This is a genomic window from Bifidobacterium apri, assembly GCF_009299485.1.
In the GTDB taxonomy this organism is placed as follows: Bacteria; Actinomycetota; Actinomycetes; order Actinomycetales; family Bifidobacteriaceae; genus Bifidobacterium; species Bifidobacterium apri.
In genome coordinates, this window is the sequence record NZ_WBSO01000017.1 from 26,992 (window position 1) to 45,762 (window position 18,771).

At 60.1% G+C, this 18,771-nt stretch carries 19 protein-coding genes and 1 tRNA gene; 11 read left to right on the forward strand and 9 right to left on the reverse strand.

Annotated features, from left to right (window positions below; genetic code table 11):
* Positions 1–91: 91 nt before the first annotated feature.
* On the reverse strand, positions 92–901 hold the full coding sequence (locus DSM100238_RS08390; RefSeq protein WP_152356207.1) for a hypothetical protein: 810 nt from the start codon (positions 899–901) through the stop codon (positions 92–94).
* Positions 902–960: 59 nt separating this feature from the next.
* Here DSM100238_RS08390 and rpmB point away from each other — a divergent pair, with 59 nt between their 5' ends.
* From rpmB to rpmF, 6 genes are all read left to right on the forward strand, one after another.
* Positions 961–1,200: a 50S ribosomal protein L28 gene (gene rpmB / locus DSM100238_RS08395; protein ID WP_152356208.1), complete on the forward strand. Its 240-nt coding sequence runs from the start codon at positions 961–963 to the stop codon at positions 1,198–1,200.
* A gap of 97 nt (positions 1,201–1,297) precedes the next feature.
* On the forward strand, positions 1,298–1,465 hold the full coding sequence (rpmG, locus tag DSM100238_RS08400) for a 50S ribosomal protein L33 (RefSeq protein WP_152356209.1): 168 nt from the start codon (positions 1,298–1,300) through the stop codon (positions 1,463–1,465).
* 1 nt (position 1,466) lies between these two features.
* Positions 1,467–1,772 carry a 30S ribosomal protein S14 gene (rpsN, locus tag DSM100238_RS08405; protein ID WP_152356210.1) on the forward strand — a complete coding sequence of 102 codons (306 nt, stop codon included), beginning with the start codon at positions 1,467–1,469 and terminating at the stop codon, positions 1,770–1,772.
* Positions 1,773–1,993: 221 nt separating this feature from the next.
* Positions 1,994–2,284: a type B 50S ribosomal protein L31 gene (locus DSM100238_RS08410; RefSeq protein WP_152356211.1), complete on the forward strand. Its 291-nt coding sequence runs from the start codon at positions 1,994–1,996 to the stop codon at positions 2,282–2,284.
* Positions 2,281–2,403, forward strand: coding sequence for a type B 50S ribosomal protein L36 (ykgO, locus tag DSM100238_RS08415; RefSeq protein ID WP_152356212.1), 123 nt, complete (start codon positions 2,281–2,283; stop codon positions 2,401–2,403). Before DSM100238_RS08410 ends, ykgO begins: the two co-directional genes overlap by 4 nt.
* Positions 2,403–2,570 (forward strand): 50S ribosomal protein L32, encoded by a 168-nt coding sequence (rpmF, locus tag DSM100238_RS08420; RefSeq protein ID WP_152356213.1) that lies wholly within the window; start codon positions 2,403–2,405, stop codon positions 2,568–2,570. The genes ykgO and rpmF overlap by 1 nt, the downstream gene beginning before the upstream one ends.
* Before the next feature lie 1,032 nt (positions 2,571–3,602).
* Here rpmF and DSM100238_RS08425 read toward each other — a convergent pair.
* Positions 3,603–3,673 (reverse strand) — tRNA-Gly (locus DSM100238_RS08425).
* 306 nt (positions 3,674–3,979) lie between these two features.
* Between DSM100238_RS08425 and DSM100238_RS08430 the strand changes: the two genes are divergently transcribed.
* The 4 genes from DSM100238_RS08430 to yddG all read left to right on the forward strand — a co-directional run bounded on the left by DSM100238_RS08430 (position 3,980) and on the right by yddG (position 6,386).
* Positions 3,980–4,240, forward strand: a complete 261-nt coding sequence (locus DSM100238_RS08430) for a type II toxin-antitoxin system Phd/YefM family antitoxin (protein WP_152356214.1) — start codon at positions 3,980–3,982, stop codon at positions 4,238–4,240.
* Positions 4,241–4,243: 3 nt separating this feature from the next.
* On the forward strand, positions 4,244–4,504 hold the full coding sequence (locus DSM100238_RS08435; protein WP_152356215.1) for a Txe/YoeB family addiction module toxin: 261 nt from the start codon (positions 4,244–4,246) through the stop codon (positions 4,502–4,504).
* Between the two features lie 85 nt (positions 4,505–4,589).
* Positions 4,590–4,748: a hypothetical protein gene (locus DSM100238_RS09380; protein WP_167511122.1), complete on the forward strand. Its 159-nt coding sequence runs from the start codon at positions 4,590–4,592 to the stop codon at positions 4,746–4,748.
* A gap of 630 nt (positions 4,749–5,378) precedes the next feature.
* The gene (gene yddG, locus DSM100238_RS08440; RefSeq protein ID WP_152356216.1) at positions 5,379–6,386 is read left to right on the forward strand and encodes an aromatic amino acid DMT transporter YddG; all 1,008 of its coding nucleotides are present in this window, start codon (positions 5,379–5,381) and stop codon (positions 6,384–6,386) included.
* A gap of 245 nt (positions 6,387–6,631) precedes the next feature.
* On the opposite strand, the gene DSM100238_RS08445 is transcribed toward yddG, so the two are convergent.
* The 5 genes from DSM100238_RS08445 to DSM100238_RS08465 all read right to left on the reverse strand — a co-directional run bounded on the left by DSM100238_RS08445 (position 6,632) and on the right by DSM100238_RS08465 (position 12,210).
* Complete coding sequence (locus DSM100238_RS08445; RefSeq protein ID WP_015449613.1) at positions 6,632–7,042, reverse strand: peptide deformylase; 411 nt, start codon at positions 7,040–7,042, stop codon at positions 6,632–6,634.
* A gap of 111 nt (positions 7,043–7,153) precedes the next feature.
* Complete coding sequence (locus tag DSM100238_RS08450) at positions 7,154–7,999, reverse strand: phosphatase PAP2 family protein (protein WP_152356217.1); 846 nt, start codon at positions 7,997–7,999, stop codon at positions 7,154–7,156.
* 209 nt (positions 8,000–8,208) lie between these two features.
* The gene (gene htpX / locus DSM100238_RS08455) at positions 8,209–9,183 is read right to left on the reverse strand and encodes a zinc metalloprotease HtpX (RefSeq protein WP_152356218.1); all 975 of its coding nucleotides are present in this window, start codon (positions 9,181–9,183) and stop codon (positions 8,209–8,211) included.
* 252 nt (positions 9,184–9,435) lie between these two features.
* Complete coding sequence (locus tag DSM100238_RS08460; RefSeq protein ID WP_152356219.1) at positions 9,436–10,896, reverse strand: FAD-dependent oxidoreductase; 1,461 nt, start codon at positions 10,894–10,896, stop codon at positions 9,436–9,438.
* A gap of 231 nt (positions 10,897–11,127) precedes the next feature.
* Positions 11,128–12,210 carry a RelA/SpoT domain-containing protein gene (locus DSM100238_RS08465; protein WP_167511123.1) on the reverse strand — a complete coding sequence of 361 codons (1,083 nt, stop codon included), beginning with the start codon at positions 12,208–12,210 and terminating at the stop codon, positions 11,128–11,130.
* A 149-nt stretch (positions 12,211–12,359) separates the two neighbouring features.
* Between DSM100238_RS08465 and DSM100238_RS08470 the strand changes: the two genes are divergently transcribed.
* Positions 12,360–12,815: a Panacea domain-containing protein gene (locus DSM100238_RS08470; protein ID WP_152356221.1), complete on the forward strand. Its 456-nt coding sequence runs from the start codon at positions 12,360–12,362 to the stop codon at positions 12,813–12,815.
* Between the two features lie 242 nt (positions 12,816–13,057).
* Here DSM100238_RS08470 and DSM100238_RS08475 read toward each other — a convergent pair whose 3' ends face one another.
* Positions 13,058–15,448: an HAD-IC family P-type ATPase gene (locus tag DSM100238_RS08475; RefSeq protein ID WP_152356222.1), complete on the reverse strand. Its 2,391-nt coding sequence runs from the start codon at positions 15,446–15,448 to the stop codon at positions 13,058–13,060.
* A gap of 790 nt (positions 15,449–16,238) precedes the next feature.
* A complete protein-coding gene (locus DSM100238_RS08480) occupies positions 16,239–18,164 on the reverse strand; it encodes a DHA2 family efflux MFS transporter permease subunit (protein ID WP_167511124.1) in 1,926 nt (641 codons plus the stop codon).
* Positions 18,165–18,771 lie beyond the last annotated feature (607 nt).

The window sequence follows — 18,771 nt, forward strand, 5'->3', positions numbered from 1 at the left end:
CTCACCACCGGCCGTTGTGCGAGGATTGGCGCACACAGGCCAGCGCAATGGGCGACAAGCGCTGACAGCCGCCGGCCCCTGTCAAGCAACATCAAACTCGGACTCGCGGCGGCGTGCACACGTCCCCGATCAGCGCGTGCAGGTCGGTACAGTGGGCGTCCGCGTGAATGGTGGCGGCCGGGTCGGCGAGCGCAGCAACGATTGCGGATAATCGTTCGGTTTCTTCACGATCCCGCCCGGACGATAGGACCGCGCCGTCCAAACCCGCGCCATCCGCCGCGAGCGTCGGCAGCATGAGTACGTGTGCGGCTTCGCGGATGAGTCGCGCCTGTACGACGCCGGTTGAGCGTGCGTCGAGTACGGTGTCGTCGTCTGTCGTCCCAGCGATGACGAGCCGGTCATCATCGAAGAGCTTTGATTCGAAGCCGTCCATGCCGACTGCCGTGGCGACGTGAATCGTGTCAACTGCACACGGCAGATCGCCCAGCATTGAACTGTCAGCGAGATACTGTGCGACCGCAGTCCCTTCAATCCCGACTGGCAGTACAGCGAGCATGGTTCCGGACCATTCGGCGGCAGCAGTCATCACACGCACGAGATCATGCTTGCAAGCGCAGGTCAGACAGCAATCATCCATGGGGAATATGGTGGCGTCACCGCCGAGCAGATTGCTGTCGTCCCCGGGCTCGCAGATGGTTCTGGCCAGGGACAGGCCGGTTGGCGAGTCGGGGTCGGGCGTTACGTCGTAGGCGGCGACGCGCACGTTCGAGTGCGAATCCGCCAGGGAGAAGGCAACGGCGTCGAGAGCGAGACGGTCGACTCCGGTTAGCAGAACGAGATTGACGTGTGGGATTTCGGCTTCGGCGTTTCCCCATGATGGCAACGATGGATGGCGTGGCATGGCACGACCTTTCTGCAATCACTTGACGATAATGATTCTCAATATCTATAATGAAGCACATGAGCACATATTGTCAAGTCCTCGGCACCCACGCCGGCAAGGGCAACACCGTATCCCACTCGCACAGAAAAACCCGGCGCCGCTTCGAACCGAACCTGCAGCGCAAACGCTATTTCGTGCCCTCACTCGGGCGACGCGTCACCCTCACGCTGACACCGCGCGGCATGAAAACCATCGACAAGCATGGCATCGATGCGGTCATCGGCAGGCTGATCGCCAACGGCGAGATACGCCCATAACCCGGCGCCGTCACCATCACCACGCGCCGTCACCCTCACGCTGACACCACAACAGCTCATCGAGCGACAACAGCAATACACAAGAAAGGAAGCCATCATGACCAAAACCACTGATATCAGGCCGGTTATCACCCTGCGATCCACCGCAGGCACCGGATCAACCTACACAACGACCAAAAATCGCCGCAATACACCAGACCGCCTCGAACTGCTCAAATTCGACCCCGTCCTACGTAAGCGAGTGATGTTCAGGGAGGTCCGTTGACATGGCCAAACGCAGCCTCATCGCCAAACAACGGCAACGCGAACGCACCGTCGCGGCATACGCCGAACGCCGGGCAGCATACCGACACGATTCAGTCAATCCACATCTGCGCCCAGACGAACGCGACGAAGCGATGCGCCGGCTGCACGCGCTCCCGCGTGATGCCAGCCCCACACGACTGCGCAACCGAGATGCCATCGACGGGCGGCCGCGCGCATTCAACCGGAGATTCGGTCTGTCTCGCATCAACTTGCGCGATAAGGCACATCGCGGAGAGCTGCCTGGTGTCGTGAAATCAAGTTGGTAAAGGTCGCGCCTCCCGCGAACAGCTGATTTCGCGGCTGGTTGCGGGAGGGGTGGCTGACCGGCATGGTTACTGGCCACGCCCCGCCGTATGCCGACGCATGACGACACGCGACAGACCGACATCTCCATCCAAACCGCCAGACAACCAGACAACCAGACAACCAAACAATCAGACAATCAATCAACCAGACAATCGAACAATCATTTTCAACAAGGAAAGCCATGAAACCAGACATCCACCCGACATACGGACCGGTTGTATTCCGCGACCAGACCACAGGCGAGACCTTCCTGACCCGTTCCACACTCGCCGGGCAAGCCGACCGGCTACCGTCCATCACTTGGACCGACGGAGCCACGTACCCGCTGGTCAACGCAGACGTGACCAGTGCATCCCACCCGTTCTATACCGGCAAAACGGTCGTCCTCGATTCCGCGGGGCAAGTGCAGCGATTCCGCAGACGGTACGGTCTCAGCGCCAATCAGTCCGACAAGAAAGGCCAGCAATCATGAAAGTCAAGTCATCCGTGCGCTCCCTTCTACGCAAAGACGGTTCAATCGTCGTGCGCCGACGCGGCCACATCTACATCATCAACAAGAAGAATCCACGATGGAAAGCGAGACAAGGCTAATGGCAACACCAAAATACCGCATGTCACGCTCGCGGACCCGTTCCCGGCGAGCGCATTGGAAAGCTCAACCCGAACAGCTCACCGAGGTGACGATGCCCGACGGGACTGTGATGCGACTGCCGCAACGACTCGCAGCGGCGGCGCGACGCGGGCGACCGCTGTCCTGACCCGCGCGACCCGCACGACGCGCGCGACCGTTGACATGGCGGCAACAAACGGCGGTGAAGGCGCCCGGACGCTCGCACGACTGCGCTCTCACGCGCCATATCAAACCGAGCTGAGCGAGCCGGGCTGAGCGAACGAACCGAAGCCGTTGCGCATGTGGTGGCATGCGCAACGGCCGACATCCCAACCGGGGCGCCCCAAGTCAACGCCATCTTGCGGATACCGCATGCCGAGACATACGCAACATTCCCAATCCCCCGCAGTGTGACCACCACAGCACGGTATCTCATGGGGGAGCGTATGCCGTGACATACAGGACGAGCAAGATAAGTACCTCTACCGCCTTGCCCCGACCTCATCCGCGACGTTGCGTATGTCGCGGCATACGCAACCAACGGAGTCGCCGGCCGAATCCCCACATCTCGAGCCCGACTGCCCCGTTGCGCATGTCGCGACATACGCAACGGTTCGATGGCGTTGTCAACGTCGCATCAGCCGATGCCGCCGTGCGGTGTGAGGATTCACTCACACAGTGGGCAACACGGCAACCGAAACCGAAACCGAGAAAACCGGCACCTCCAACCACCACTTTGTGAGGATTCACTCACAAACCGGGCGACATCCAACGCTGCAACCAGAAAAACCGACACCTTCCACACACCGTTGTGTGAGGATTCTCTCACACAACCGCAGTGTGCGACGGACACCGGCGACGTGAGACGGGCGCACTCCTTCGGATATGTCACTCGAGGCGTGAGCCGTTTGTTATCCAACCGCCCGCTCACCGCGTCACAATCTAGCTACGCTCACAAGCTTCCCAGCGTAACCAGTTTGGAAAGACACACAAACCAGCGCCACCCAGCAACCCGCCATCGTAACCAGTTTGTAGGAAGACACAAACTAGCTACGCCCACAGGCCTCCCAGCGTAACCAGTTTGGAAAGGCAGCAGCCGTGCGGAGACCGCGACGCCCTGGCATCAGGGCCTGTCACCATACAAAAAATCGCGGCACCGAACCGGCACCGCGATCGCGAGAGCGGATGACGGGAGTCGAACCCGCCTCTGAAGCTTGGGAAGCTTCCATTCTACCGATGAACTACATCCGCAGATGCGCAGCACAGCCGCACATACAAATAAGCACTTTACCACAGCGCGCCGATTTACGCACCCCTGTCCGCGCGGAGCCGCACCATTCGTAACTCCGCAGCGCGGAACACCGCAGACCGGCACTCTTCGATCCAAACTCATTCGCCCTGGTGTCGAGCGTATGCGGCTCTGTCCAATAACTTCACAGCCAGCGTCGCCCTACCAGTCCAAGACTTGCGGCGAACCACCATCACTGCTATGCTGTACAGTATTCTGTACAGCATCTCGTACAGCATCCCATGCAGGAATGCCTAGAAAGGACGAAGATGGTCACCGCAGTCGCCTATACGAACTTCCGCAAAGACCTGAAATCCTACATGCGCCGGGTCAACGATGACGCGGACATGCTGCTGGTGACGAACAAGGATGAGCATGACAACGTCGTCGTCATGAGCGCTTCTGATTACGATTCCCTCATGGAAACGCTCCGGGTGTACCAGAATCAGTATCTGCGCAACAAAGTTCAGCGCGGCATGGAGCAGATTCGCGAAGGGGCAGCCGCCCAGCACGACATCACCAAGGATTGACCCATGCTCCGTTGGACGGATGACGCCTGGGAAGATTACCTGTATTGGCAGTCCCAAGACAAGCGCACGCTGAAACGAATCAATGCCCTCATCCGGGACGCGCAACGCTCGCCGTTCGAGGGCATTGGCAAGCCGGAGCCGCTGAAATGGGACTTCCAGGGCGCTTGGAGCAGACGTATCGATTCAGCGAATCGACTGATTTACATGGTCGCGGACGGCGACCTGTGCATCCTGTCCGCGCGGGACCACTACCCGGGACGCTGACGCCGCCGCCGAACCCCTAGGACTAGCGTTGAAACAACGCTCGCTAATACCACGCTCGTTGAAACACACGACATCTGGAGGGATTATGAACAAAGGCCTGTTCATCGCGCAGATTGCGCTCAGCGCACTGCTGATTGTCTTCGGCGTCAGGGATCACGACGTTCTGATTATCATCATCGTGGCGGCCGGTATGATTCTTGACATCGTCGGTTGGTGGTGGCAGTCCCGTACGAAACGGCAGTAGCACGAAACGGCAGTAACGCGGCACGGCTCGTCCGACTGGTCGCCTTCGCATTCGTCTAGTCGGCCGCCTGATAGCTCGCCCAGCAATTTCGACCGGCAGTTTCGCCTGATTGTTCGCCTGCCGGTCGGGTTGTCGTCACTCTGCGTGCATACCCGGGCGGTACAGTTGCTATAGCGATGATGTCCGCGCCTCGCTCGTCCCGTTCCGCCGCATCCGTTGCACACCAACACCAACGCGCCCAATGCCAGCAGAGCCCGGTCTCAGCACATACGCGCCCAACATCCTTGACAGGAGACAGAAGACAGGAGCAGCCAGGACATGACGGATCAAGGCACCGCACGCACCCTGCCATCGTCAGCGCAGACGCAAGCGCGGACGCGGACGCAAGCGGGCGCGGCACCGTCAATGTCAACGGCCCCGGCACCGTCAACGCCAACAGGCACGACACCATCAACGCCAACGGCCCCGGCACCGTCAACGGACGCGGTGTCTACGGATGCTTTGCCCTCGAATACTGCCACGACACTGTCAGCCGCTTCAGACACGACCGCACTTGCAGAAGCACGATCGACGGGAAAACCGGCAGCGCAGTCCACACTGTCAGCGCAGCCTACACATCCCACACAATCAGTGCAACCCACACAACCCGAACAACCCACACCGCATCCAGCACCACAACCAACCGTCACCAATCCGCTGCTCGGCCATGCGATCTCGCACGGCGGCACAATCATCGGCCTGTTCGCCATCGTCCTGTGGGGCTTCATGGCCGGTCTGGTGCGACTCGTCGCGGACGCGTTCGGCGCGACTCTCGGCTCAGCCCTGATTTACACCGTCGGCGGCATTCTGTTGCTACTGACCCGACGCCCGAAACCGCTCTCCCAAGCGCCCCGCCGCTACCTCCTGCTCGGCGGCCTCATGTTCGTCACGTACGAGGCTTCGATTTCCCTGTCCATCGGCCTCGCCGCCACCGCCGAACAATCCGTCGAAGTGAGCTTGGTCAACTATCTGTGGCCGACGCTGCTGGTGCTCTTCACTGCGGCGCTGTCCAAACGGCAAGGCGCGCTCTGGCAGGCGCTGCCCGGCGCGATCATCGCCACGGTCGGTGTCGCGATGGCGGTCGGCGGCAACAGTTTGGACGTGCAGTCGGCGTTGCGCAATATCACGTCGAATCCGCTGCCGTTTGCACTGGCGTTCGCCGGGGCGTTGATCTGGTCGGTATACGCGGCAATCTCGCCGACAATGTCCGGCGGTTACGACGGGACGACCATATTCTTCTGCTGTGTTGCCGTCGCGCTGTGGATCATCCACTTCACTTCCGGTGACGGGCTGCCTGCGCAAGCCCCTGGAATCGGCGGGTATCTGGCGCTGATTGCATGCGCGGTATCGATTGCCGGCGGATACGCGTGCTGGGGGTACGGCATGCTGCACGGCAACATGGAAACGCTGGCGATCGGATCCTATGCGACGCCGGTGTTCTCGACCGCGTCCAGCACCCTGCTGTTGGGTGTCGCGCTCGGGCTGCCGTTCTGGATTGGCGTGGTGCTTGTGGTCACTGGCTCGCTGCTCAACGTGTGGTTCTCGCGACGGGCGCGAGCGCGAGCGAATATGGCGGGCACGGATACGAACGACCGATAATCGGATGAGTCGATGAGCCGGCAATCCACTGACCGGCATCGTGCGAGGATCCACTCACATTCCGGCGCCCATGCCATTCCAGTCAGCCCGATTCCGGTCGGTCACAGGTCATTGTGTGAGGATTGGCTCGCACACTGACGCCCGACAGACAACATCAGCCAGTTCCGTGCCCTCCGACCACCAGTATGTGAGCGAATCCTCACACACCGACCGCAGCTAACCGCAACCACCGCCCGTCGCCAAACTCACACCAGAATGCCGTCGAGGTGGTCGACCTCGTGCTGGATGATCTGTGCAACCCATCCGGCGTAGCTGGTCACATGCCTGTGGAAGGAGTCATCCTGCCAGGCGACGGTGATGTTCTCGTACCGCTTGACCCGCGTCACGCCTTCCAGCGACAGGCACCCCTCCTTCGTGAGGTACATGCCGGAGCGCTTGATAATCACAGGGTTGACCATAATGACGTCTTTTTCACCCATCGTAACGATGATGATGCGCGTCAAACTGCCGATCATGTTGCCGGCCATGCCGACGCAATCGTCATGATGCGCGGCGAGGGTGTCGCGCAGGTCCGTGATCACCGCCGTATCATCCGCCGTCGCGGGCGCTGATTTCCGGGCGAGGAACGTCCTGTCCTTCACGATGTCACGCTGCATGATATCTCCTGTCCAAAGCCTTGTGCCGATTGGCGTTTGCCATCATACCGGCAGCCGCCGATGCGATTCGCGTGCCGACACAATCAACCGCGCCCGACGCACTCGCACCACTCACCGCGCGGGATCGCACAACCGGTACACGCACCACACGAGAACGGGTGTCAGAACGAGCGATGTGCACACGTCGGTCGGGTAGTGCACGCCGTAAATCACGCGGGACAGCGCGACGATGAACGGCACGACGACCAGAATGACCGTCAGCACGGTCCGCAGAACACGCCAGATGAGCGGCGATTGCAGTGATTGCGACGGCTGCACTGCCGTGCCAGCCAGCCCGCGGGAATCATTGATTCGCGCATCGATGACATGCAAGGCGAACAGCGCGAGCGACACAATCACCACCGAGCAGGCTGTGTGCCCGCTGGGGAAGCTCGGGTCGGGCATCAATGCGCCGCGAGCAGTGCTGGGCCGCGGCCTGTCAACAATCGTCTTGATAAGGCCGACGACCGCCATCGGCAACGCAGCCATAGCCAGCCCCCGCAACATCTGCCCGGCGCTGCGCGTTACCGCCCAAATCACGCCAAGCAGCACGACAATCACCGGCACGGCCACCACCGCGGAGAAGCATACGGCGATGGTATGCGCTGCCGGCACGAACGCCGCCCAACGCGCGCCCGCGGCAAGAATCAGCCGCATTTCCGCGACATGGTCCGCCGTATTGGACCGCAATATCAGACCTTCGACGATGGCAAGCGCAACGACCGCAAGCGCGAGCGATACAATGCCGATTGACGTGCGATGCCGCGAAATCGCATGCGTGGCGGACTGTACTGCGGTCTGCCCGGTCGCGACACCGATAGCGGCGTCATCAATTGCAACGTCGCTAATCGCAACGTCGCTGGGAAGTCCTTGGATGTCTTGGGATTCTTGAACTTCCTGTCGCCAAGTTTGTGCCACGGCCGAATCCTTTCATCCACATTCGCTGTCATCGCGTGCGTCTGCCGGTCAAGATGGCCGCGGCACGAACACGAGCCATCCAGCCTACCATCGAAGAAATCGCCGGAACGCGATAATCGGCTCGCCGGCACCAAGCCGTCACAACCGCCCAATTATCAGCGTCGGCAGAAGCTTCTGCCGACGCCCGGCACCCACCTTACCGTCGATAGTCAGCGGCCGTACTGGGAGTAAGCGGGCTGGGCGGTCTGCTGGTAGGGCACCTGCGGGGTCTCGCCCGGCATGGTGACGGCGGCGCCGTGCATTTCGTGGGCCATCTGCATCAGCCGGTTGATGCGGTCGGCGGTCGGCGGATGGGTGGAGAAGAGCTTCTGGAAGCCTGCCTCGCTGAACGGGCTTTCGATCATCATGGCTGCGGTGCTTTGATTTCCAGCGGTCGCGGCCATGGGATGTTCCTTGACGCCGTACGAAATCTTGTACAGCGCGGATGCGAGCGCCTCAGGGTCTCCGGTCAGCTTGCTGCCGTCCTCGTCGGCGTCGTACTCACGTGTCCGAGAAATCGCAAGCTGGATCAGCGACGCCCCGATTGGCGCGAGAATCGCACTCAATATGACCCCCAGGAAGCCCAGCGGCCCGGAATCGCGGTCATCGTCATCGCCACCGCCGAAATACATAAGCGCATAGCCGAGATACGTGATGACCGTCGCCATGGCGGATGCGATAGCCGAGGTGAGGATGTCGTGGTTGTACACATGCATGAGCTCATGGCCGAGCACACCGCGCAGTTCACGTTCATTGAGAATTTGCAGGATGCCTTGTGTGCAGCAGACGGCGGCGTGATGTTCGTTGCGGCCGGTCGCGAACGCGTTGGGGCTCATGGTCGGCGCGATGTAGATACGCGGCATGGGCTTGCCGGCGCGGGCGGACAGCTCGCGCACAATCCGGTACAGTTCAGGCGCTTCCTGCTCGGAGACATGACGCGCGCCCATCGATGCGATGGAGATGCGATCCGAAAACCAGTATGAGATGAATGTGCTGGCCACGCCAATGACGAGATACACCACCAGCGTGTCCTGACTCGCGCCGGTCAGCCACCAAATCAGCATGATGATTGCCCACATCAGCCCAAACAGAAAGACTGTTTTCAAGCCGTTGCAGTGACCATGCACCTTCATGTTGCCGTTCATGGTGTTCACACTAAAAGCCGACACTGAGTTTTTTCTGAATACGCGCTTGATGGACGGCACGATGGCTGTTCCAGATACGCGACGGCGGTGCCGCAACGTGCAAAAAACGTTGCGACACCGCCGTTTCTTGAGGTTATGCCGATGGGGTTCTGTGACGCTACGCCTTCAGCTCAGTGTGCAGCGTATTGGGACCGGCAGCGTTACCCGACGACACAACATAACCGCGTTACCCGATCTGTGTACTCGGTAATGTCACTCGGCGTGAGCGAGCGCACGCATCTGCTCAGGCTCGATGACCTTCTTGTGTTCGCGACCTTCCTTCGCACCCTCGGAACGTTCGAACGCGTCGATACGCTTCCATCCGGCGAAATCAATCGGCTTGACACCGCGTTCGGCAAGCAGTCGGTCGATGGATTCGGGATCGCGGTCCGGGGCGATGCGACCACCCTTGGCGGCCTTCGACAGATCCTCGAGCATGTTGGTGACGATCATCAGGGCGTCAGACTTCGTGGAGCCGATCAGGCCCACCGGACCGCGCTTCGCCCAGCCGGTCGCGTACAGGCGGTCGCGCACGTCGCCGCCATCTGCCTCGGTGGTGATACGGCCGTCGCCGCCCGCGTTCGCCAGGTGCGCGTGACGCTCGTCATACGCAATACCAGGCGCGGTGGCCGGCTGATAGCCGATGGCATGGTACACGGCCTGCACAGGGTAGTCGGTGAACTCGCCGGTGCGGTGCATCACGCCGTCGGCACCGGTTTCCGTGCGTTCCACGCGAATCGCCTTGACCTTGCCGTCCTCGCCGAGCACCTCGGTCGGCGCAGAATTGAAGTGTACGTAGTACTTGCGGTCCGCCGGGTTGCCTTCGAAATCGACGTCACCGTCATCTTCCATGTCTTCGGCCATTTCGCGGATCGCGTACAGCTCCTCGACCATCTGACGGGTCAGCTTGTTCTTGCCGGCTTCCTCGATGGTGTCGTCGTCAAGTTCGAAATCGTCCTCGTTGATAATCAGCTGGACGCCCGGCAGCTTCTCCATCTCGCGCAACTCCTGCACGGAGAACTTCGCCTGCGCGACGCCACGACGGATGAACAGGTGCAGTTCGCGCGCCTTGTTGCCCTTGATACCCTCGTACACGTTGTCGGGGATATCGGTGCGGGCCTTGAGATCGTCGGCGTTGCGCATGAGCTCGCGGGCGACGTCCATGGCCACATTGCCGCCGCCGATGACGGCGACCTGCTGTGCGTCCAGCGGCCACGTGCGGGCGCCGGTGGGGTAGCCGTCGTACCATTCGACGAATTTTGCGGCGCCATACACGCCGTCCAGGTCTGCGCCAGGCAGATTCAGCGGCTTGTCCTTGACCGCGCCGGTCGCGAACAGCACGGCATCATAGCGCTGCAGCAGATCGTCCAGCGTCACGTCCTTGCCAAACTCCACATCACAATACAGGTGGATGTCAGGATTATCGAGGGTTTTCTCCAGCGCGTCTGCAATGAATTTGATGCTCGGATGATCCGGGGCGACACCGTAACGCACCAGGCCGAAAGGCACCGGCAGTTTCTCGAACAAGTCAATACGGGCGTCCGTGCCCACGCCGAGTTTCTCACCTTCCTTGCGCAGCTGGCGCAGGAAGATATCCGACGAGTAGACGCCTGCCGGGCCGGCGCCGATCACTGCAATCCGCAGTCCATTCTTGTCATCATGTTGGTCAACCATGCGTTCCAGCCTAACGCAACCTCGGTAATTGCGGAAGATGTACGAGCGCCGCGCAACCAATCAGTCGCACCGCGCCGAAAGGATGCAAAAAGGAAACCCGACCCCAGCCCACCGCCGTGTATGTCCGATGTCAGAAACGACAGCCACGCCCTTGACCAACCGGGCAGGATCCGATGCCATGCCCTGCGAAATCACACAGTGACCATGCATTAGCGCCTGCGGCAAGATCCGTCATTGCATGAAATTCTTCACCTGCATCACAAACGCTTGCACATTAGATGAGTAGTTCGGGTAGGCGAGTTTCAGCTGGTCGGGGTTCCGCGCATAGACGAGGACCACGTTGTCGAATGGAGCCGACCCATCATCTTTGCCGGCATTCTCAGCGTTCTGATACGCAAGGACGGCAGTATCAAGCGCATCCGAGGCATCTGCGGGAAACGCGCGCATGTTGAGGATCTGTTCAGTCCGGGAGAACTCCAAGAGATACAGTCCGGCCCCTTCAGCACGCACGGCGTCTGCCCACGATACGGGGAAAACCGTGTCATCCGACGCTTCAAGATCGTCCAGCAACGTCTCGAAGTCAGATGAAGAGCGGACTGCTTTGGCAAGCTGCGCCTTGTCCGCGCCTTTGAACTGTATCGGCATCGGCGTCCCCTCTTTCATGGCGAAAATGGCAGACGCAACACGAAGAGAGTCACGTATGCGCCTCTCCTTCTCTTCGGAACAATCCTCCTCGGGTTTCGGGGTTTTGAGGTCGAGATTGTATATTTCTCCTGCTGCTTCCACGGTCGTCGACCAGTAGTGCTGAAGCTTGGTGCGAATCTGTATCTCGACACGGTAAAGAAGAGATCTCTTCCCTTCGCCGACGCGCATTTGAACAACGTCATGATAGCTTCGATATCCGCTGGATTCCGGGCATTCAATGTAGTTTTTGGGCGGCTTTGCTTCCGGAAACAGGTCACGCATCCGTCGGCAGGCTTCTTCGACCTGCCGCATGTCATCAACGATAAGCCGGCAGCCTCCGATATCGTCGATGGCGCCGAGCTCAAAATCGTTGCCGCGGCGAGTTAGTTTGGCAAGGATCGACGACTGGCGTTTCAAACGGTACGTTGCCACACTCCCCGGAATTTCCTTGGAAATCTCGAGAAGCCGCCGGAAACTCTCTTGGGTCGGAACAATGTGCTGCTCTCTCCACTGGAGCATGACCGCTATCGCGTCTTGGTATTCTTGCGATTCCGGCGGGCAGTTGCGCAAAACATGTCCCGCGGCTGTCGCCTTCCTGCGGCTGACGTTCATCGTCACCTCCGATTCCACACATTGCTTTATCCACCTCGGCACGCTATGATGGATGTCCCAAAGATTCCGGATAATGGCAATCGTAACGTACGTAGCGCATCGCAGAAACGCATCGCAGAACAACAACGCAGAGAACAACACAGAGAAAACATCAGAGGGGAGGATGCATGACAACGATAACCGACGTCGCAGCATACATACTCCAGAATAACGGCACGATGAGCACCATGAAGCTCGAGAAACTGTGCTTCTACTCCCAGGCCCAATCACTGTCCAAACGTGGTATTCCGCTTTTTGACGAAGACTTCCAGGCATGGCGCAACGGGCCTGTATCACCGGTATTGTTCAATCTCCACCGTCACTTGTTCCTCATCCATGCCGGGGAGCTTGACCAGTCTCTTCCCAATGGCGCGCCTCGCCTGACTGACGAGGAGAAAACGCTTATCGACGTGGTGTGCGGGCAGCTCGCGGCAAAAACCGGAAACCAGCTCAGCGAACGCACGCACAACGAGGCGCCTTGGCAGGATGCCCGCATTGGACTGTCACCGGCCGAGCCTTGCAATCGGACAATCAGTAAAGATTCCATCGCACGGTTCTACAAGGCGAACCCCGTCGTCCGATAAGGCGAGCTCGTCGCAGTACGGCACGGCGCAGCACCGTGCCGTACTGTGCTGCGCTGCGCCAAAGTACCAGTTACCAGCGCCGGATTACGTCACCTATCTGCCTGCGGTGCAACCAGCCGGTTACACGACGGAACAGATATCAACCCATCAAGCGGAACCCAGCCATGCATCCGCCCGCCATGCGACCGGACAGTCGCACCACGGAAGAGGTGCGGAAAGAGCCAGCACCCCCTCCGAGCCGCCTACTCGCGATCGAGCAGCGCGGTCAGCGCCCACAGGATCGACACCACGTCAATCAGCTCCTGCAAGAACGCGCCGACCACCGCAGGAATCAGATTGAACGCGGCGCACACCATGCCCACAATCGCCAGCGACAAGCCGGCAATCACCGCCTGCAGCATGACGCGCTTGGTCCGCCGTGCAATCGCGATCGCCTTCGGCACGCACGCGATGTCGTCGTTCATGATGACCACTTGCGCGGATTCGGAGGCAGCGGTTGTCGTGCCGTCGGTCATCGCCATGCCGATATCGGCAGCCGCGAGAACCGGGGCGTCGTTCACGCCATCGCCAACCATCATCGACACCGGGCGCGTGGTCGACTCGCCGACCAACTTCTGAATGATGCGATCCCACCACGGCTGCGCATCAACCTTGTCCTGGGCGGCGGAACGGACGGTATTCACCTTGTCTTCCGGCAGCAGCTCGGAATGGACGTCGGTGATACCGACCTCGTCAGCGATGATACGGGCGCTAGGCTCTTTGTCGCCGGTCACCATCGTCAGACGCCCGACACCCAAATCGCGCAGGCGTTGCAATGATTCCTTCGCATTCGGCCGCGGAATATCCTTCATCACGATACGAGCCGCAAGCTTGCCGTTCACCGCCACATACGTGGCCATCTCATCAGGGGCGAGACCGCCGTACCGGCTGTCCGGGAAGAAATCGAGCGGTGTAGCGGATTCAGGCTGCAAGCCAGCGTCCACTTGACCTTGCGTGACATATGCGAAACGCCCGACGCTGACGTCCAGCCCATTAACGGTGCCGGTAATACCCTTGCCGGCATCCTCGTGGATGTTCTTGACGACCGGGTAATCACCACGGCGATGCCCCGGATCGGTCGCTGGTTGCGCGCAGTTGCGGTTGCCCTTGTCGAAACGGTCATGCAAACGGTCGATCGCCGCCGACCCAGCCTTCACAATACCTTTCGCGAGGATGTGCACGGAGTAGGTTTCCACGACTCCGGCGAGCATGAGGATGTGATCCTTGTCGAGGCGGGCGTGGGCGGAGCCTGCTCCTGTTCCAGCGGCATCGGCCCCTGAACCTCCGGCGACCCCGGTAGCAGCGGTATTCGCAGTAGCGCCAGCGGCGTCTCCTGCCGGGCTGCCCACCATGGCGACCGTTCCGGCTTCGGTGACGTGCATCGGGATTCCGGCGCCGGCATCCGGCAGCAAATCAACACGCACGACCTGCGGCTGCTTGACTGTCAGCGTGCCGGTCTTGTCAAAGAAGATATGCGAAACGCGACCAAGATTCTCCAAAATATCCTGGGCTTTAATCAGAATTCCAGCCTTCGCCAAGCGACCGGTACCTGCCATATACGCAACCGGGGCGGCGATAAGCAGCGGGCACGGCGTAGCAAGCACAAGCACCTGCGCGAACCGCGTCGGCACACCGGACACACCCCACGCCACGCATGCGATGATCAGCGAAATCACTGTGAACGGCACGGCAAGGATATCCGCGGTTTTCACGACGGTCGCACGCGAATTCTGCGCGGACGCAACAAGTTCGAGAATGCGCTGGTACTGGGAGTCGTGCGACAACTGGGTGGCGCGCATGGTGAACGCGGTCGAACCGTTGACCGCACCCGACATGACGCGGGCGCCGGCGAAAACCTCACGCGGCACCGGCTCGCCGTTGATATTGCTCAAATCGAGGGTGGCCTGGCCGCTCATCAGCACGCCGTCGACGGGGACGGTCTCGCCGGGGAGTACGGTCAGCACGTCATCCAGTTTGACTTCTTCGACGGGGATCGTGCGGAAGTGCACATTGCCGTCATCGGTCGCCGGAGCTGTTGAAGGATGGGAGTCATCGGCGTTGTCGGCGTTGTCAGCGTTGTCGGCGTTGTCGGCGTTGTCGGCGTTGTCGGCGCTTGTCGCGCCTGCGGTCTTATGGAAGCCGTTCTCGCTATGCTGCGCCCTGCCTGCCGCCGAGCCGACACCCGGCAGTGCGGCGACATGCGCGGTCTGCGGGGCAGCCTTGATCAGCGCAGTCAGGTTGCTTTCCGCCTTGGACTGTGCGTATTCCTCAATCGCCTCGCCGCTCCAAACCATAAGCACGACAGTCCACGCCGCCCAGTACTCGCCCACGGCGACCGTGGACAGAATCGCGATCACCGCGAGAATATCGACACCGACGTGACCGTGGCGCAAATCATCCACCATGCCGATAATCGTGTCTACGACGGTATACGCGACCAACGCGATGATAATGTACTGGCCCAGTGACGGGTCAAGGGAGCCGAGGGAATGGCCCCACGGCCGGAAACCCCACAGCAACGCAATCGGCAACGCGCTGATGATGGTGATTGGAAGAAGCGGTACTCGCTTGCAAAGATCGATGATGCGTCTCATCGTTTCTCCTTACGCTCGTATACGGGGCCGGATGCAAGATGATTGCACCCGGTTCTGCAATCACGCCTTGTTAACCCACCGACTGCGTTGTTGGTGCCAGGACTTGAACCCCGGGACAAGCGCCTCCGATACACGGCGTAAAGATGACATATTCAGTTATGAGATTCAATTATCGCAACGCGCATGTGCGCGACTTCTGCCATGGTATCAGTTTGCGGACGCTACGCGAGTCAGGCACATATGGTGTGTCGCGCCGGACGGCGGTTGCGGATTGTTTGTCGGGAATCCCGCGGGGAACCGCCCGCGGCGAATCACCCGCGGCGAATCGTCGGGCGCGAATCATCCGCGGCAAGCGCAATCGCCAAGGGCAACCCGCCATGAGCCGCAGCCACGTTTCGTTTCGCTTCGACGGAATGCCAGCCACAGGCGACGACTCTCAGCTAATTCGCAGAGAAACACAGGCGTATTCAATGACTTGCCCGGTAGTATGCAAACCGTCAGCGGACATCCGCTGACCGGGCGCAAACCCGATAACTCAATCCCTTCTCTTCTTCTCTCTGACCCGGCGGTTCTCTTCTCCCCGCCGGGTTTCTCTTTCTCTTCGCACAATCAGCTCCGCGATGTGATACACCGCAATCAACCGCGGAACCCCTCCCCCGAACCGGTTACGGCAAAAGGTCAGTCAACACAACCGTTTTGGGATGCGCGCCAGCCATAGCGGCTCAGTACCACCGAGCCCACTGCGCGCAACCAGTTCGGGAAGAGGAATCGCAATCAGCGTCAGCGCCCGTCACTCATCCGCAGGCGCAACCGTAGTGACCATGTACCGCATCAAATCGGAACGGCTGATCACACCGACCACCTGCTTGCCATCCTCGCCACCGGTAACCGGGAGCTTCTTGATGCGATTGCCGGCAAGCATCTCGCACACGCGACGGATCGTGGCATGTTCATTCACCGTGACCACACGATGCGTGCAAATCTCCATCACATTGGTCTGACGCAAACCAGCCACACGATGCGCGAACTTGTCACCCTGCACCCACAGCGCATAGACATACGCCATCGACGCCTTGTCATTCGTATCGCCGATCAGCGTGCGCATAATATCGCCATCCGTCACGAATCCGACAGCATGATGATGCTCATCAAGCACCGGAATGCCCGTCGTGCCGTTTCGCACAATCACCACAAGCGCATCGTAAGCACTGTCGGCGGCGGTGACAGCATACACATCACGCTTCATCGCATCAGCAAGCGACGGCTCACCGGCATGCTCCAAATCCTGTTCGCGCGCTTCGGAAACCTCAACGCCGGCAACCACGGCCGCCTTCGCCTTAGCCTCAACCCGAGCGAGCGCAAGCGCAGCGATAAAGCCCAGCACATCCACCACAAATGCGACACGGCACGCGATATCGAAGCCCGCAGCCGTACCGACCGCAACAGACTCGCCAGACGCCTCATGAGCGGCGGACACCGCAGACAGAATCCCAACAAACACGGACGAACCCACACAACCGGCAATCTGGAAAGTCGTGGACACAATCGTCACGCCATGCGGATACATCCGGCGGTCAAGGCTGGACAGCGCATACGACTGCGCAGGCCCCATCACGCAAGCACAACCGGCAATCGCAGGCGCGTAAAGCAGCACAATCCGCACGCTGGTCGTCGAACCGCCAGTAAACGACAACGCCAGCACGAAGCACGCAATCACCGCCATGCCGACACTCACCAGCCAGCCCACGCCGAAACGGTCAAACACCTTGCCCGCCACCGGCGAGAGCACACACGACACAAGGCACGCCGGCAGCAGTGTGAGCGCCGCCTGCAACGGAGTGAAACCAAGCGCGCTCTCCATGAACAACGGCAGCAGAATATTCATCGAGAAGACCGTCATCAGCGCGGCGATCACCAGCAGCACGCCCAGTACAAACGCGCGGTTGCCGAACGGCTCCAGATTCAGGAACGGCTCAGGAATACGACGCTGGCGCAGCACGAATACGACAAGCGCCGCCACGCCGATAACCAGAGCGACAACAGCGGCAACCAGCTGACCGGAGAACACCGTAGACACGCCGTACAGCAGGCCGATCAGGCCGATGGCCGCGAGCATCACGGAAAGGGCGTCCATATGCGGATGCGTCAGCTGCGCAATGTCACCGACCCACAGGACCGAGCACACCAAGCAAATTACGGACAAGATGGCAAGCGCAAAGAACAGTGTGTGCCACGTGCCGTGCGCCAGCAACGCACCCGCCACAATCGGGCCGAACGCCGGGCCGAGTGTGGTCATCGCGCCGATGATGCCCATGTAAACGCCGATCTTGTTTTTCGGCGCGACAGCAAGCGTCAAGTTCATGCCGACCGGCACGATCATACCGGTGCCAAGCGCCTGCACGACACGCGCCACAACCAGAATCGCGAAATTCGGCGCGATTCCGCCGATAATGCTGCCAGCGACCAGCAGAACCAGAGACAGCGCCATCAAACGTGACGTGCGGACTTTCTTGTACAGGAATCCTGCGACCGGGACCATCACGGCGGCGGCGAGCATGTATGCCGTCGTCACCCATTGCACAATGCCGGCGTTCACCGACATGTCCCGCATAATGGGATTCAATGCCACGTTGAGGAATGTTTCGTTGAATGTGGCAAGGAATGTGGCGAATCCAGCCACGAAAAGAACACGGCCAGGTCTGATGGTCGAAGTCACGTGTTGTCCTTTCTTCTCTCTCAGCGCTTGACGCTGCTCGTTGTTTGCTGCGTTTTGCTTTTTGCTGTTTCTTTGTTGCTTCTTGCTCATCGTTTCGACACAATCGCCGGGTTTGCGCGCATTATCGTCGCGTTTGCCGTATGAGGTTGTTGCCGAAACGGGCGTGAATTCAGACAGTGAAGCCCGGACCGGGAAATCCCGAATCCGTTGATTTTCCTCGACATGCCTGATGAACGAGATGCGTAAGCTGCATCAATGAAAGGCGAAATCTACAAAAATAGCCGCAGTGTCTCGTGACACGCATCGTTTTAACGTAATGGAAAATCTGAAACTTCGTAAGTGAGTGGGCGTGTCGTGGTGCGGGGGCGAGGGTGAGGCGTGAGCGCAGAGCGAGCGTATGAGTGCGGGACACCATCTCGGAACCAACCCCAACCACCCACTTTGTGAGCCAATCTTCACACAACACAGGTTATGTCCCAAAGGTTGGTGTATGAGGCCCTGTTCCCTGCGGGGTGTTGAAAGGGGTCACCGCCTAGTATCGCCATTGATGGATAAGTGAAATTGATGGCGGGAAGGACCAGACGATGACCGTAAGGCATACGTTAGC

Coding starts and splice junctions, on each gene's coding strand:
- DSM100238_RS08390 (WP_152356207.1), bottom strand. CDS start 901: ATGCCACGCCATCCATCGTTGCCATCATGGGGAAACGCCGAAGCCGAA.
- rpmB (WP_152356208.1), top strand. CDS start 961: ATGAGCACATATTGTCAAGTCCTCGGCACCCACGCCGGCAAGGGCAAC.
- rpmG (WP_152356209.1), top strand. CDS start 1,298: ATGACCAAAACCACTGATATCAGGCCGGTTATCACCCTGCGATCCACC.
- rpsN (WP_152356210.1), top strand. CDS start 1,467: ATGGCCAAACGCAGCCTCATCGCCAAACAACGGCAACGCGAACGCACC.
- DSM100238_RS08410 (WP_152356211.1), top strand. CDS start 1,994: ATGAAACCAGACATCCACCCGACATACGGACCGGTTGTATTCCGCGAC.
- ykgO (WP_152356212.1), top strand. CDS start 2,281: ATGAAAGTCAAGTCATCCGTGCGCTCCCTTCTACGCAAAGACGGTTCA.
- rpmF (WP_152356213.1), top strand. CDS start 2,403: ATGGCAACACCAAAATACCGCATGTCACGCTCGCGGACCCGTTCCCGG.
- DSM100238_RS08430 (WP_152356214.1), top strand. CDS start 3,980: ATGGTCACCGCAGTCGCCTATACGAACTTCCGCAAAGACCTGAAATCC.
- DSM100238_RS08435 (WP_152356215.1), top strand. CDS start 4,244: ATGCTCCGTTGGACGGATGACGCCTGGGAAGATTACCTGTATTGGCAG.
- DSM100238_RS09380 (WP_167511122.1), top strand. CDS start 4,590: ATGAACAAAGGCCTGTTCATCGCGCAGATTGCGCTCAGCGCACTGCTG.
- DSM100238_RS08445 (WP_015449613.1), bottom strand. CDS start 7,042: ATGCAGCGTGACATCGTGAAGGACAGGACGTTCCTCGCCCGGAAATCA.
- htpX (WP_152356218.1), bottom strand. CDS start 9,183: ATGAACGGCAACATGAAGGTGCATGGTCACTGCAACGGCTTGAAAACA.
- DSM100238_RS08460 (WP_152356219.1), bottom strand. CDS start 10,896: ATGGTTGACCAACATGATGACAAGAATGGACTGCGGATTGCAGTGATC.
- DSM100238_RS08470 (WP_152356221.1), top strand. CDS start 12,360: ATGACAACGATAACCGACGTCGCAGCATACATACTCCAGAATAACGGC.
- DSM100238_RS08475 (WP_152356222.1), bottom strand. CDS start 15,448: ATGAGACGCATCATCGATCTTTGCAAGCGAGTACCGCTTCTTCCAATC.